Source organism: Pyxidicoccus sp. M6 (genome assembly GCF_055568925.1).
The window spans coordinates 6,544,894-6,558,461 of the sequence record NZ_CM145714.1 but is presented as its reverse complement, the minus strand read 5'-3'; the positions used below and the strand labels follow the sequence as shown (position 1 = coordinate 6,558,461).

Sequence of the window (13,568 nt, the reverse complement as noted above, 5' to 3'; positions counted from 1 at the left end):
CCTGGAGTCCTCGCGAAGAGACAGACTTTTTTGTCAGCGCTCCCCTACCGCCTCCGCGGGTGGACCCGCACGAGTCAACGCGGGAAGCCACGAACCTTCGCGCGAGCCGGCTGAGCTCCACGGGCTCGGGGCTCCGCGGTCATGGCGAACGGGCTGATACCTGGGCTCACACGCGCTGGAGCCGGCGCTTGTACTTCTCACCCCAATCCTGCAGTCCCAGCAGCACCGGCTCGAGTGAGCGTCCGAAGGCGGTGAGCTCGTACTCCACGCGCGGCGGTACTTCGGCGTAGACGGTACGCTTCACCAGCCCGTCTTCCTCGAGCTCGCGCAGTTGCAGGGTGAGCATGCGCTGGCTGCAGTTCGGCAGCCGCTTGCGCAGCTCACCGAAGCGGTGCGTGCCCTTCAACAACCAGTACAGCACCACGCCCTTCCAGCGTCCGCCGATGACGCCGAGGGACGCCTCCACCGCGCAGTTGGTGTTCGAGTCGTCGTCGCGCTTTCGAGCCATGGTTCCCTTTTTGTGCGTACTGCCCAAACTTGTGCGTACTTGCGAAATCGGAACCTGAATCGTACCACTTCGCCATGAAGACGCGGGGAGGCTCGGCCCTCTCCATGTCCAACTGAAGGGGCACGTCCATGAACATCCTGATTGTCTACGCCCACCCAGAGCCGCGTTCGCTCAATGGCGCACTGAAGGACCTCGCGGTGCGCCACCTCCGCACGCGGGGCCATGAGGTCCGGGTCTCCGACCTGTACGCCATGGGGTGGAAGGCTGTCGCCGATGGCGACGATTTCCTGAACCACGAATCTGGAGAGCGGTTGTCCTATGTGCGGGCGTCGAAACACGCCTTTGCGGACGGCACGCAGAGCCCGGACATCGCGGCCGAGCAGCAGAAGCTGCTCTGGGCCGATGCCGTCATCTTCCAGTTCCCCCTGTGGTGGTTCTCGATGCCGGCGATCCTCAAGGGCTGGATCGACCGCGTCTTTGCCTACGGCTTCGCCTACGGCGTCGGCGTGCACGAGGGCGAACGCTGGGGCGACCGCTATGGCGAGGGCACGCTGACGGGCCGCCGTGCCATGCTGTCCGTCACGATTGGAGGGCGCGCGCCGCACTACTCCGACCGCGGCGTCAACGGGGCCCTGGATGACCTCCTGTTCCCCATCCACCACGGGGTCTTCTACTATCCTGGCATGGATGTCCTGCCGCCGTTCGCGACCTATCAGACCGACCGCCTGAGCGCGGAGCAGTGGCCGGCTGTCGCGGAGGCATTCGTGGCGCGGCTGGATGGCTTGTTCACGGACGCCCCCATCCCGTTCCGGCGGCAGAACGGCGGCCACTACGACACCCAGCAGGTGCTGAAGCCCGGCCTCGGCCACGGTGCCTCCGGCACACGCATCCACCTGGTCCAGCCGGGCGAGCCGGAGCAACTGCCGGTCGACGTGAAGGTCCTCGCGACCGAAGCGCTCTGAGTCAGGAGCCGCGCAAGTCGTTCCGGTGGCCTTGCACCTGACGCAACGTCAGGTTGTCCCGTACGCCGGCCATGAAGGAACGAACGACGAGTCGGCGACGCTGGCGGATCGGCGACCTGGCGGCTGCCACCGGATTGACGGTGCGCACCCTTCACCACGACGAGCACATCGGGCTGCTCGCGCCAGCGGCGCGGACGGAGGAGCACCAACGGCTCTACGACGCGCACGACGTGCGCCGCCTCTACCGCATCCGCGCGCTGCGCGATCCCAGAACCTCGCCGGGTAGGCTCCCGAGTTGATGCGGTACTGCCCCCGCCAGCCGACCTGCCCGCGGCGCTCAGGGGCGACCTGTCGTCGGTCTCATACACCCTCTCCGACATGGCCGCTGACGCGGTCGGCCTGCTCGACGCACTGAAGGTCGACTCCGCGCATGTCGTGGGAGCCTCGATGGGCGGCGCGATCGCATAGACGATGGCAATCGAGCACCCGAAGCGGGGGCGCTCGCTCACGTCCATGATGTTCACGACCGGCGACATTGCTGTCGGGCAAGGCCATCCCTCGACGCTGAAGTCGGTGTTCGGGGGCCCACCCAACACCCGTTCGCGTTCCTACTCCTTCGACTCTGCGTAGAGTACGAACCCGTCAATGGGCAGTGGTGCGTGGGGGATTAGCGTCTGCACCATGCAGAGGTTGTCGCAGTGCTCGGCATTCGGACCGCCGAAAACAGCCTTGAAGGCCGGTTCCACACACCAATCCGGATCAAGGAATAGGCCGGTGTCGTCTGCCTCCGCGAACTTGCGGATGACGTGCGCGGGATGAAACGTCCACACGTCATAGTGGCCGGGCCGACCTTCCGTGGGGTCAACCTCGGCGTCAATATCGCGGAGCCACCGCGTCAGCTCGGGATCTTCCATCTGGAGGTTCCCCTTGGAGGAATCCATCACTTTCACCCGTGCCTTTGGCATGGTTGCCTCGGCCCATGCAGCCACATCCGAGGGATCGATGATGCGAAAGCGCGGCTCTACGCGATCCATTGGCGGGTCTCCGTTCCAGTATTCTCTCGGCTCGTGCGAAACGTACCCTGAAAGCTCCACACGCCCACGCACGTCCGCCTCCATCAATAATCCCGAGCTGCTGTCGTGGATGTTGTATTGGAAAGCAGGTGCGCCCACCTGTTCGGCGAGGCGTGCGAGAAGCGGCGGGCTTCCCTGCATCAACAATTCAAAGGGGGCGGTGCGGATGACAGTCCATCCCGGGGCGCCACGGAAACCGGCGAACCCCCAAAGGCGAACCTCCTCACCCTTTCCGATTTGCATGGGATCTCGATGGTCAGTCTTGCGCTGTCTCGGGGTCACGAGTCGCCGCCCCTTTTCCACCACAATGCGGGCAAGTTCTCTCTCAACCCGGTCCACATCCCCACACTGAATAAAGGCCGCGTTCATCCAAGTTCCCATGAGGCAGGAACCTACTCCAGAGTTCGCCCGGGTATCTCAGCGGTGTTAGATTGGGTCGAGTCCCACTCCTCTGGGAGGTGCCATGAAGCTGAAGCCCGGTGCTGTTGTCGTCCTGATGCTGGTGGGCCCGCTCGCGCTCGCTCAAGAGCCAAGCAAAAAGGCAGGACGAGCGAAGACCATTTCGTTGGTTTCGCTCGTGAACCAACAAAAGAAGTGCCATGGGAATCGGGCCGACATACTTGGATGCACCTTCGACGTCGGGCTGGACGTTTCCTTCTCCATCGTCATGAGTAAGGAGCCCCCCACGCTGGTCACGATCAACAACGCGAAGACTGCGACTTGGTTTCGCCTCCAGTATTGGCCCGATATCCAGTGCATCCAGATTACCACTGGAGAGCGTCCGCCCGAGTTCGTGGAACGAAATGACGCGGCTTGGGTCTCCATGCGGGACGCGAACGTGTATGCGGACCTGGGTACTTGCAGCAAAGTCAAGTAGTCGGGGTTGAAGCGATACAGCCGGGCGGTGGCGATGCGGGTAAAGAGGTGGCCGGCGCTCTGGGCATGGTCATCGCTGCCGACAAACAGCCAAGCCTTTCTTTAGACGACCCTGGGCCGACACCGGCATGTGCGCAGGGCGCCCCGAGCTGAGGGGTCAAGGCGCCGAGCGACCGCCGATCTCCGGGAAGCGCTCATAGGCCCGCTTGAGCGCGTCCAGGTGGGCGGGGTTGTCGAGATCAAGCGGTGCGTCCGTGAGCTGCACGACCCAGCCCCCCGTCGCCGTGCGCCGCGCCCGTGAGAGCAGGTCCGCGTCGCGGGCGGGGTCCGGGAACCCGATGGCCTGTGCGGCAGCGGCAGACCAATAGTTCAGCCACCCGAGATAATAGGGAATCTCGGGCGAGCGGATATGCTCGAAGAGCTTCAGGGCGGGCAGCCCCCGGCGTGGGGACGGCGGCCCTTCCAGCGTGGGTGCTGTCTGATACGCGATGTCCACCGCAGCGTCGTGTGGGGTCGCACGCCCCCAGAACGCGCGTGTGCCCTCCCCTACGCGATCCAGCAGCTCAGCCGCTGCCGCGATAACCGCGGCATCTAGCGGCAACTTCGCATGGACTTCAAACAGGGCCTGACCGCCAGGGCTGAAGAGTCCCGAGTTTCCCCTCCCCATAACCGTCACGGGGTAACTCTCGTCCCCGTTGCACACAAGAGGGAAGCCCCCGTCCTTGGTCTTTTCTACGAGCCACGTGTCGCGCTGTGGCAGCGCAGCAAGCCGTCGCCCCCCGGTAACTCTCCACTCTAGACGCAAGCCAGGGAGCGCCTTCTCCATCCCATGAACGGCAGCGAGTGTGCGTTTGTCGTCACCTACGAGTGCAGGCGCGTAGACGGTCAGAACAAGGCGATTTTGGGTGGTCATCGTTTGCATCCCGTGACGACGATCCTGAGGGAGGGAACAACAGCGAGCAGTGCTTCTTTGTGCGCCTGGGTACTCACCCCAATGATGAAGTCATATCCACACGCCGCCGCAGCTTTTCGCTCCCTTTCTATTTGCTCCAACTCCTTCTCAATTTCCCGATCCCGGACAAATTCAAGATACGTGTCAAATCGATGGGTCTTGATCTCCCACAGCACGCTCGCGCCAACTTGCAGCGCATCGAAGCGCTCACCGCCCACGAATACGTCCATGCCGGGATATCTGTTCGGCGGAAACTTGTCGGCGCACTCGTTATGCGGGTCATCCTTGCCCGCGTGAGGCACCGGGACGGGCCTGCACTCAGGATGGCGCTCTCGCTCCAGTGGCTCGGTCGGTCCTGGAGGGAACCAGTCCTGCCCTGATGGCTCCGGCTTGGGCTTTCGCTTCGCTGAGGGTTCCTGCGGGGCTGGCTTCGTTTGGGGCGCGGGCTCGACTTCCTCCCGGCTACTCCCTCTCAGCTCATACGCATCCAGCGCTTCCTTGATGACGATTCCCACCACCACGACGCCCACGACGATCACCGCGCCCACGACGAATTCCGGAGCAGCCAAGACACAGAGGCCGAATCCCAAGGCAGCCGTGCCCGCCGAGGCGACCGCGCATCTTCTCGTCGGGTCGTTGAACCGGACCCGGTCATGGTCGAGGGCTGCAAAGCACCGCTCCGCCAGCACAGGCCATGGTTGGGAAGCCTCCTGGACGGCGCAACGACCTCCGTCCCTCCACGGCAGCGTCGCCGCTCTCTGGAGATTGGCGACCCTTGGGTTCCGGGACACGCGCGCTCTTGAGCTCGGCACCGGCGTAGCGCAAGCCGAGAGGAAGAGCAGGAGTGCGGCGCAAGCGTGGAGTTGCATGGTCGCGTCCTTTCAATCAAGTGCGGGGGCTGTGGGTCAAGGCTCGTCCGCCCGTGCCTATGCGAGCACGCTCTGACGGCTACGGTGCTCGGAGCGTACCGAAGTGCGGCACCACGGCTCGGAGCGCACCAGCGGCGCGATGAAGCCCGGGCGTGTTGTGACACGCGAAGGAGCGGCGCAGACGCAGGCAGGGTGTTGACGCCTATCCTTCTATGCGCCGAGGCCACCGGGTGAGGCTGTAGCAATGTAGCAAGGCACGTCGCAGAGGCCCGAAGGCCCTGGAGGGGGGCAATCCGGCACGGGCTGCGACCGACCGCATCGCCCGGCGAAAGGCGCTGGTCCTTCGCAGTGCCAACCCTTAGCCTCCCCACCCCACGCGCGCTCTCGCGCAGGAGAATCATGGACGACCTCTTCGAGGCCCTCATCCAGTCGCTGCTCGGCCCCGCCGGCCCCGCATCCGTGACGATCTCCGAGGAGGGGCACCCCACCCTGCGCCTCGCGAGCGGCGGCGAGCTGATCCTCGAGCCGGAGCGCCTGACCCTCGTCGACGTCGACGACACCGCCGTGCCAGAGCTCTGTGCGCTCGGCCCGAAGCTGCGCAAACTCCACGATTATCTCTCGCGCTTCCCCATGTACGTCGAGCGCGGCGAGGAGCGAGTGATGTTCTCTCTCCTGCTCCCCGAGGCGCACCCACTCTGGACCGGCGAGGGGCTCTGGGCCCTGGTGAAGCTGGCCACGTTCAAGAGCAGCGGTGCGAGCCACGAGCCGATCGAGCTGGAGAACCTCGTCGTCACTCGCTGGGCCGAGCAGGAGAACCTCGTCGTCGCGCGCGCGGCCCTCGACGCGGAGGACTGGGGAGCGCGCCTCGAGGCTTTCGACGCGCTGCGCGCGCAATGGGGGCAACGGTCCGACGAGCTCTTTCCCGAGGAGGCTTGCCTGGAACCTCCGGCGCCGCCGAAAGGTGCCGAGGACGAGGGCTGGGAGGCGTTCGTTGAGGAGATTGGCCTTTCGCCGGAGACCCTCGCGGCGCGCGTCGCTCCCATCGCCGAGGCGGCCTTCGACACGCTCGCCGCGGTCCGCGCGCGTTACGAGCAGGTCTATGGGCTGAAGCTCCCGTCGGGGATCGCGAGCCTCGCGGCCCTGGGCGCGGCCCTGGGCGAGCTGCCCGAGAACCCCCCCGAGCATTACTTTCAGCCGCCCGCGGGTCAGCAGCGTGGAAATGCGTGGCTGGACGTGGCGCTCTCGATGCAAACGGCCGGCATCTCCGAATGGTTCGCGCCGGGAGGGCTCTCGCGCGAGGTCCACGACGCCTCGGTGATGTACGACGAGGTCCCTCCCGGGCGCGAAGGGCCTCTCGATCCGCGCCTCGATATGCGCTATCGCGCCGACGCGCCGCAGCTCGTCTCGTTCCTGAGCGGCGGCTCGGACGGCCTGCACTGGGGCTTCTGGTACGAAAGCCCCGACCACTTTCCGGTCATCGCCCACAATTACGCGCGCGACAGCGCCGAGACCTGGCTCGACAAAGCGAGCCAGATCGTCGCCTTCCTGCGCTACCAGATCGCCGATGGCATCTTTAACGCCCGGCAGGAGCTGATGGTCACCGAGGACGCGGAGTCGCGGAAGTATCCATTGAAGCGATGGCGCGCCCTGCGCGTGGTGGCGGCCCACCTCGATGCCATCGAGGCGTGGGCGTCGCGGCGCGCATCGGACGACGAGCCTTCGTGCCCCTGGCCACGCACGCAGGGGTATCCCGCGGGCAGCCCGCGGCTCGCCCTGCAGCCGGGCTCGGGGACGGTGCCGGCCCACGTGCCCCATTTCGGCGCGTCCAGGGGCGCTGCCTCGATGGAGGTGCGAAAGGCATGGCTCGAGGAGGCGCGGCGCGAGCTCGCCGAGGGCCGCGCGGCGTATGCGCACGCGCTCGGGCTCTACCTGCACTGGCTGGACGCCGACGAGCTGCGCGAGGAGGCGGGAGCGCTCCTCATGCACGCTTACGAGGCGCTGGGCTTCCGCGCTTTCGCCCGCATCCTGAAGGTGCACCTTCTGCACCGCGATGTGCGCAGCGTGGAGGTCTTCAAGACGTAGGCGTTACTGGCTGCTCGCTTCCGCGTACAACACGAACCCATCGACGGGCATGGGTGCATGGGGGAGGAGCGTCTCCACGAGAAAGAGGTTGTCGCAGTGCCTGGCGTTCGGCCCGCCAAATACAGTCTTGATGGCCGGCTCCACGCACTCATCAGCGGGAAGAAACGCGCTGCCAGCTTGAGCGAGCCTGCGAACGATGTGCGCGGGATGAACCCGCCACTCATGGCTCTCGGGGTCGATTCGGGTGCCTAGCTGGCCGAGCCATCGCTCGAGATCCGCCCGCTGTGACTCACGAAGCTTGTCGAAGTCCGTCTGGGGAGGGTTGGCGCGGGGGCGATAGAGCGTTCCGGTAACACGCGCCTCCGGCATGGCCGACTCCGCCCATGCGGCCACTGCTGATGGATCGATGATACGAAATTGTGTATCCAAACGCTCCATCGGCGGTTCGCTGTTCCAATAGCGCGTTATCTCCATACCGACGAATCCCGAGAGTTCGACGCGCCCACTCGCATCAACCTCCATCAGGAACTCTGGGGTGGAGTCATAGATGTTGTACTGAAATGCGGGCACGCCCAGACGTGAGGAAAGGCGTGCGAGCAGCGGCGGAGTTCCCTGCATCAGGAGCTCGAAGGGTGCGGTGCGCAGGACGGTCCACCCGGGGGCGCCGTGGAAACCGGCCAATCCCCAGCGCTGCACCTCGTCCCCCAGCCCGTACTGCATGCGATCGTACAGCTCCGGGGTGCGCGGCTTGGGTACCGTCAATCGCCGCCCCCCCTCCACCAACAAGCGTGAGAGCTCTCTCTCTACCCGGGCGATATCCGCACACTGAATGAAGGCCACGTTCAGCCATGTTCCCATGGAGGATGAGTCTGCCACTTGGGGCAACGACGGTCGACGAGAAGTCCGGAGATCTGGCACACCTCGACGAGTGGCTCGTGAAGATGCCCCCTGTGCGCCTGGAGGTGCTCGCCGAGGCGCGCAGGAAGAGGCACGAGAGCCGCCGTGACTCACGGCTGATACAACCTTGAGAGACCGCATGACCGGTGTAACATGGATACCGCTGTTGAGTTTCAACACGTTGAACCCGGAGTCTCTCCCATGCGAATCCCCCTTTCTCTCGTGGCTGTCTTTGTCGGCATCGCTGTTTCCGTGTCGGGTTGCGGCGGCACGGATGAGGCCAACCAGGCCCCCGTGTCCGAGTCCGTCTCCGTGGATGAGCAGCTCCCCGAGAGGAACGTCACGCAGCAGGGCATCTGCCCGATGAGGTGGACGTGCAACTACTCCAATTGGTACGGCACCCAGGAGCAGTGCATGGCGGCCTGTGGCACCTCGTCCTGCACGCGTGACTACGCCTGTAACGGCTACTGCGTCTGCCCCTGAGCCACACCTGTCTCCGAGGCCGAGAGGGACGCGAAGTCTCCCTCGGCCTCAGCAGTGCACGGCGCGGATGGAAAACGTGACGCCGGGCGTCCACCCCCTCCCGGCCTGACGATCCGCCGCGGCTGGAAGTTTCCCGCATCTACGTCTGTCTATTTTTGACTTGATGGTTGTGGGAATCCCTCGTATTCCGGCGCTCGCGATGCGTGGTGCCAGTCAGCTCGAGACTGGTGGCCCGCCGGGACAGAGGGAGAGACGTCGTGTCTCCCGTGTCGGGCGTGTGGGCCATGCCGGGGCCGGACACCTTTAGGGATTCGCAGTCGTCCCTCATCGCTTCCGAAGTGTCCGTTCACTGGTACGCCATCGCTGGGTGATGCCCGGCGATGTCTTCATTTGGGAGTTTGAATGTCTTGGAAGCTGGGAAGTCTCCTGGCCGCGTCCGCGCTGGCGCTGGCCTCGGGAGAGGTGCGTGCGCAGGTGCTCCTCAAGGATGTCAATCCGGGGAGCGATGCCTCGGGGGGCGGTTGGTTCGCGCAGGCGAATGGGGTGGTGTTCTTCACCGCCTACAGTGCAGGCATTGGCCGTGAGCTGTGGAAGACGGATGGCACGACGGCGGGCACGGTGCTCGTCAAGGACATCGTGCCTGGCATCGCCGGGTCCAATCCCACGCTCACCGTCGGCGCTGGGAATGTCGTGTATTTCCAGGCGAATGATGGCGTGACGGGAGCCGAGCTGTGGAAGAGCGATGGCTCGGCGGCGGGCACGGTGCTCGTCAAGGACATCTACGCCGGGGTCAACGGCTCGGCTCCGCGGTACATGACCTACTTCAATGGCGCGGTGTACTTCTCTGCGTATAGCGACACCACCGGCTATGAGCTGTGGAAGAGCGATGGCACGGCGGCGGGCACGGTGCTCGTCAGGGACATCTGGCCGGGACCGGATTCCTCCGAGCCCTACGGCTTCGTGGTCTTCGACAACGTGCTCTACTTCGGGGCCAACGACGGCGGGAACGGGACGGAGCTGTGGCGCAGCGACGGCACCGCGGCGGGGACGTACCTCCTGAAGGATTTCACCTCCGCGGCGGGCGGCGGCGGTCCCAGCAGCTTCACGCCGGTGGGCACCACGCTGTACTTCACCGCGTTCGATGACGTGCACGGTCTGGAAATCTGGAAGACGAACGGCACGCCCGCCGGGACGGCGCTGGTCAAGGACCTCCGGCCGGGGCTGGGCGGCTCGCAGCGCTACTTCCTGAGCGCGGATGACCCCCAGTACCTGTTCAACGCGGGCGGGACGCTGGTGTTCCGTGGCAGCGGGCTCGGTGCCGGACCGGAGCTGTGGAAGACGGACGGAACGGATGCGGGGACGGTGCTCGTCCGAAACATCCGGGCCGGAGGCCTGGGCTCCCTCCCGACGCCGTGGGCCTTCCTCAACGGCTATCTCTATTTCAGCGCGGATGATGGAGCCATGGGCAATGAGCTCTGGAAGACGGATGGCACCGACCTCCACACCGAGCCGGTCAAGGACATCCGGCCTGGCACCACGGGTTCGAATCCGGGAGGTGGCGGCTTCGTGGTGCTCAACAACAAGATGTTCTTTGGCGCCAACGATGGCACCAACGGCTTCGAGCTCTGGAAGTCCGACGGCACGGCCACGGGCACGGTGTTGCTCGACATCTTTCCGGGGAGCGGCCCGGGCTATCCGTACAGCAGCTACCCGAGCGGCCTGACGGTGTTCGGGAGCCAGGTGCTGTTCTATTCCGAGTACCCGGGCTACGGAAACGAGTTGATGACGGTTCAGTGAGCCGTTGATGTGATGGACACCCGTGAGTCTTTCACGGGTGTCCATCGAGGGCCGTCTTCCAACTGGAGGCTCGCCCCACGGACTTCACTCCCGGTTCATAGCTTGTCGGCCATGAGAAACCCTCCCCGCCACCTGCTTTGGATCGTGCTGCTCTTTTCCACCGCCGTCGTCGCACAGACACGCCCGCAGGTCTGGGGGAGATCGCGACGACCAAGATAAGACCGGGCGCCGAGCCAGGCTCCCGGGGGCCGCCGCATGTCTGTAACGCCTTTACCGGAAACCCGCAGTGCAGTGAGCAGACGCTGGTGCCGCTGCTCCAGATGTTCCACCGGATGGCCCTGGAGCACTGGGTTTCACGAACATGGGTGAACCATGGGACAAAACGGTGACTCCACGAAGAACGCCGCACTGGTACTGACGAATCCCAAGGGGCTCTTCGACCCGAGCCCCTACGGCTTCTCCCACGTCGCTCAGGTCGCGCCCGGCACGCGGCTCATCTACCTCGCGGGCCAGGGCGGCGAGAACGAGGCCGGGCAGCTCCAGCCGGACTTCCGCCTCCAGGTCCGGCAGGCGTTCAGCAATATCCGCACCGCCCTGAAGTCCGTGGGAGGGGACGTGGGTGACGTAGCCAAGCTCACGATGCTGGTGGTGGACCACTCCGAGGAGAAGCTTCGCATCATCGGTCCCGAGCTCGACCAGGCCTGGAATGGCGCGATGAAGCCGACATGCACCCTGATTCCCGTCCCGAGACTGGCGCTGGATGGGATGCTCTTCGAGGTTGAGGCGGTAGCCGTCCTACGCACCTGATACGCGCAGCACGAAGGGGCGAACGCTACGAGCGCGCGCTGAAGCTCGCGTAGGGCACTGGCGGAGCCGATCCGCGAAGCGGCCCTCGAAGCGCATCACGTCGTCCTGCAGCTCGGCCTGCGTCGCCATGTCTGGCAATGCCGTCGTCGCCATTCGAAGCCTCCCCGACAACGGTGCGCGGTCCACCCGGGCCGTCAACCGTGCCCGGGGCGCGAGGCCACGCCGGACCGTGGGCGCCCCACCTGGCGGGAACGCCGAGCGCCCGCTGCCGGGTGGCATCCACGGTCCTACCCTCGGGATGTGCCTCGGACACGAGGCAGGCACCGCTGGCGCGGACGTCACCTCCGCGCGCCGCTCGCTGGGAGGCCGGCATGGCCCCTCATGGACGCGAGGCGCGGCGCCACTTCCGGGGGTCGCATGGAACGCCTTCTCCCTCGCCCTGCGGGGCCCACCACGGAGCGCGGTGGCACCTGGCACGTGAGCCGTGCCGTCCCCCGATGGCTTCAAGGCACGCTGCCGGGAGCATGGGTGGCGCTCGTCTTCACGTGCCTGTCCTTCACTCCCTCGCTGCTGCCGCGCAGCGGGCCCTTCCAGGGCTTCGTCAGCGGCATCAGCGCGGCCATCGGCTATGGGCTGGGCGTGCTGGGCGCCTGGCTCTGGCGTGAGTTCGCCCACCGGCCCGCGAGGACTCCTCGTCCCCTGGCGTGGCGGGCCTTCTTCGTCACCGGCGCCGCGGCGCTGGCGGGCGCGCTCCTGCTGGGCTGGCACTGGCAGCGGCGCATCCGCGAGCTCATGGAGATGCCCACCTCGGGCCAGGTGGGCTACCTGCTCGCCCCCGCCGTCGCCGCGGCCGTCTTCTTCCTCTTCCTCGCCGTGGGCCGGGGGCTGCGGGCCGTGTACCGCCGGCTCGACGCCTGGCTCTCGCGGCATGTGGGGCCCCGCGCGGCCCGGGCGACGAGCGCGCTGGCGGTGGTGGTGCTCACCGCGCTGGTGGCGAGCGGCGTGCTGTGGGACGGCCTCATCGCGATGGCGGACCGCAGCCTCGCGCTGCGCGACTCGACGACGGCCGAGGGCATCGTCCCGCCCCGCACCGCGCTGCGCTCCGGTGGCCCCGGCTCCCTCGTGGACTGGGACACCCTGGGGCGCGAGGGGCGCAACTTCGTGGGAACGGGTCCCTCCGTGGAGGCGCTCTCCGCGTTCCACGGCGCGCCCGCGAAGGAGCCCATCCGCGTGTACGCGGGCTACGCCTCCGCGCCGGACGCGGACGACCGCGCCGCGCTCGCGGTGAAGGACCTGGAGCGAGCGGGCGGCTTCCAGCGCGAGTACCTGCTGGTGGTGACCACCACCGGCAGCGGCTGGGTGGTTCCGCCGGCCGTGGAGGCCTTCGAGTACGTGACGGGCGGCGACTCCGCCATCGTCGCCACGCAGTACTCGCACCTGTGGTCCTGGCTGTCCGTCCTGGTGGACCAGGCGCGCGCACGAGAGGCGGGCCGAGCCCTCTTCGATGCCGTCTACGAGCGCTGGTCCCAGCTGCCCGCGGGCCAACGTCCGAGGCTGCTCGTCTTCGGTGAGAGCCTGGGCTCGTACGGAGGTGAGACGGCGTTCAGTGGCGAGAGGGACCTCGCCAACCGTACCGACGGCGTGCTGTTCGTGGGCCCTCCCCAGTTCAACACGCTGTACCGCGAGTTCACGGACCATCGCGACGCGGGCAGCCCCGAGGTGGAGCCGGTGTACCGGCGCGGGCGCATCGTCCGGTTCAGCCGGCAGCCAGGCGTGGACATCCCTCCCACGTCCGAGCCGTGGGGCGCATCGCGGGTGCTCTACCTGGTGCACCCCTCGGACCCCATCACCTGGTGGAGCCCCCAGCTCCTGCTGCGGCGGCCTGACTGGCTGCGCGAGCCCCGCGGCGACGACGTCCTGGACGCCATGGTGTGGCTGCCCTTCGTGACGTTCTGGCAGGTGACGGCCGACCTGCCGCTGGGCATGGCCGTCCCCCCCGGCCACGGTCACGTCTACACCGGCGAGCACGTGGACGGCTGGGTCGCATTGTTGCAACCGAAGGGCTGGAGCAACGAGCAATCCGCCCGGCTGCGCGCCCTCCTCGAGCAGGCCCCCTGACGCGCGCCGCTCGTGGACACGAGGGCCCGCTCACCGGGGCCTTCGTTCGCATGGGCAGACGGGCACGGACAAAAGCAACGGGATTGCGCAGACCCCCTCGCGTGAAAAGCCTCATGCGGACACGGACGCGGCACAGAGACCCGC

General features: G+C 66.5%; 13 protein-coding genes. 8 read left to right on the top strand and 5 right to left on the bottom strand.

From position 1 onward, the window contains the following. Positions 1–166: 166 nt before the first annotated feature. Complete coding sequence (locus tag ACVTJA_RS26240; RefSeq protein WP_465840130.1) at positions 167–508, bottom strand: winged helix-turn-helix transcriptional regulator; 342 nt, start codon at positions 506–508, stop codon at positions 167–169. A 128-nt stretch (positions 509–636) separates the two neighbouring features. On the opposite strand from ACVTJA_RS26240, the gene ACVTJA_RS26235 reads away from it, so the two are divergent. Further along, entirely contained in the window at positions 637–1,470 is an 834-nt protein-coding gene (locus tag ACVTJA_RS26235) for an NAD(P)H-dependent oxidoreductase (protein ID WP_465840129.1), read from the top strand. Between the two features lie 71 nt (positions 1,471–1,541). Then, positions 1,542–1,769 (top strand): MerR family transcriptional regulator, encoded by a 228-nt coding sequence (locus ACVTJA_RS26230; protein WP_465840127.1) that lies wholly within the window; start codon positions 1,542–1,544, stop codon positions 1,767–1,769. A 309-nt stretch (positions 1,770–2,078) separates the two neighbouring features. On the opposite strand, the gene ACVTJA_RS26225 is transcribed toward ACVTJA_RS26230, so the two are convergent. Next, complete coding sequence (locus tag ACVTJA_RS26225) at positions 2,079–2,786, bottom strand: hypothetical protein (protein ID WP_465840125.1); 708 nt, start codon at positions 2,784–2,786, stop codon at positions 2,079–2,081. A 220-nt stretch (positions 2,787–3,006) separates the two neighbouring features. Between ACVTJA_RS26225 and ACVTJA_RS26220 the strand changes: the two genes are divergently transcribed. Then, on the top strand, positions 3,007–3,420 hold the full coding sequence (locus tag ACVTJA_RS26220) for a hypothetical protein (RefSeq protein ID WP_465840123.1): 414 nt from the start codon (positions 3,007–3,009) through the stop codon (positions 3,418–3,420). Positions 3,421–3,576: 156 nt separating this feature from the next. Here the strand turns inward: ACVTJA_RS26220 and ACVTJA_RS26215 are convergent, their stop codons facing one another. Further along, the gene (locus tag ACVTJA_RS26215) at positions 3,577–4,332 is read right to left on the bottom strand and encodes a DUF5953 family protein (RefSeq protein ID WP_465840518.1); all 756 of its coding nucleotides are present in this window, start codon (positions 4,330–4,332) and stop codon (positions 3,577–3,579) included. Continuing rightward, the gene (locus ACVTJA_RS26210) at positions 4,329–4,919 is read right to left on the bottom strand and encodes a DUF6310 domain-containing protein (RefSeq protein WP_465840122.1); all 591 of its coding nucleotides are present in this window, start codon (positions 4,917–4,919) and stop codon (positions 4,329–4,331) included. Before ACVTJA_RS26210 ends, ACVTJA_RS26215 begins: the two co-directional genes overlap by 4 nt. A gap of 720 nt (positions 4,920–5,639) precedes the next feature. Between ACVTJA_RS26210 and ACVTJA_RS26205 the strand changes: the two genes are divergently transcribed. Continuing rightward, complete coding sequence (locus ACVTJA_RS26205) at positions 5,640–7,322, top strand: bacterial transcriptional activator domain-containing protein (RefSeq protein WP_465840120.1); 1,683 nt, start codon at positions 5,640–5,642, stop codon at positions 7,320–7,322. A gap of 3 nt (positions 7,323–7,325) precedes the next feature. Here ACVTJA_RS26205 and ACVTJA_RS26200 read toward each other — a convergent pair whose 3' ends face one another. After that, positions 7,326–8,084, bottom strand: coding sequence for a hypothetical protein (locus ACVTJA_RS26200; RefSeq protein ID WP_465840118.1), 759 nt, complete (start codon positions 8,082–8,084; stop codon positions 7,326–7,328). Between the two features lie 336 nt (positions 8,085–8,420). Between ACVTJA_RS26200 and ACVTJA_RS26195 the strand changes: the two genes are divergently transcribed. The 4 genes from ACVTJA_RS26195 to ACVTJA_RS26180 all read left to right on the top strand — a co-directional run bounded on the left by ACVTJA_RS26195 (position 8,421) and on the right by ACVTJA_RS26180 (position 13,424). Beyond that, the gene (locus ACVTJA_RS26195) at positions 8,421–8,702 is read left to right on the top strand and encodes a hypothetical protein (RefSeq protein WP_465840117.1); all 282 of its coding nucleotides are present in this window, start codon (positions 8,421–8,423) and stop codon (positions 8,700–8,702) included. 402 nt (positions 8,703–9,104) lie between these two features. Continuing rightward, entirely contained in the window at positions 9,105–10,499 is a 1,395-nt protein-coding gene (locus ACVTJA_RS26190; protein ID WP_465840115.1) for an ELWxxDGT repeat protein, read from the top strand. 372 nt (positions 10,500–10,871) lie between these two features. After that, positions 10,872–11,306 carry a RidA family protein gene (locus ACVTJA_RS26185; RefSeq protein WP_465840113.1) on the top strand — a complete coding sequence of 145 codons (435 nt, stop codon included), beginning with the start codon at positions 10,872–10,874 and terminating at the stop codon, positions 11,304–11,306. A gap of 477 nt (positions 11,307–11,783) precedes the next feature. Further along, a complete protein-coding gene (locus tag ACVTJA_RS26180; RefSeq protein WP_465840111.1) occupies positions 11,784–13,424 on the top strand; it encodes an alpha/beta hydrolase in 1,641 nt (546 codons plus the stop codon). Positions 13,425–13,568 lie beyond the last annotated feature (144 nt).

What these genes read in the sequence shown, in the direction of transcription:
- ACVTJA_RS26230 (WP_465840127.1), top strand. Translation starts at nt 1,542, where the DNA reads ATGAAGGAACGAACGACGAGTCGGCGACGCTGGCGGATCGGCGACCTG.
- ACVTJA_RS26215 (WP_465840518.1), bottom strand. Translation starts at nt 4,332, where the DNA reads ATGACCACCCAAAATCGCCTTGTTCTGACCGTCTACGCGCCTGCACTC.
- ACVTJA_RS26235 (WP_465840129.1), top strand. Translation starts at nt 637, where the DNA reads ATGAACATCCTGATTGTCTACGCCCACCCAGAGCCGCGTTCGCTCAAT.
- ACVTJA_RS26185 (WP_465840113.1), top strand. Translation starts at nt 10,872, where the DNA reads ATGGGACAAAACGGTGACTCCACGAAGAACGCCGCACTGGTACTGACG.
- ACVTJA_RS26205 (WP_465840120.1), top strand. Translation starts at nt 5,640, where the DNA reads ATGGACGACCTCTTCGAGGCCCTCATCCAGTCGCTGCTCGGCCCCGCC.
- ACVTJA_RS26225 (WP_465840125.1), bottom strand. Translation starts at nt 2,786, where the DNA reads ATGCAAATCGGAAAGGGTGAGGAGGTTCGCCTTTGGGGGTTCGCCGGT.
- ACVTJA_RS26220 (WP_465840123.1), top strand. Translation starts at nt 3,007, where the DNA reads ATGAAGCTGAAGCCCGGTGCTGTTGTCGTCCTGATGCTGGTGGGCCCG.
- ACVTJA_RS26240 (WP_465840130.1), bottom strand. Translation starts at nt 508, where the DNA reads ATGGCTCGAAAGCGCGACGACGACTCGAACACCAACTGCGCGGTGGAG.
- ACVTJA_RS26195 (WP_465840117.1), top strand. Translation starts at nt 8,421, where the DNA reads ATGCGAATCCCCCTTTCTCTCGTGGCTGTCTTTGTCGGCATCGCTGTT.
- ACVTJA_RS26190 (WP_465840115.1), top strand. Translation starts at nt 9,105, where the DNA reads ATGTCTTGGAAGCTGGGAAGTCTCCTGGCCGCGTCCGCGCTGGCGCTG.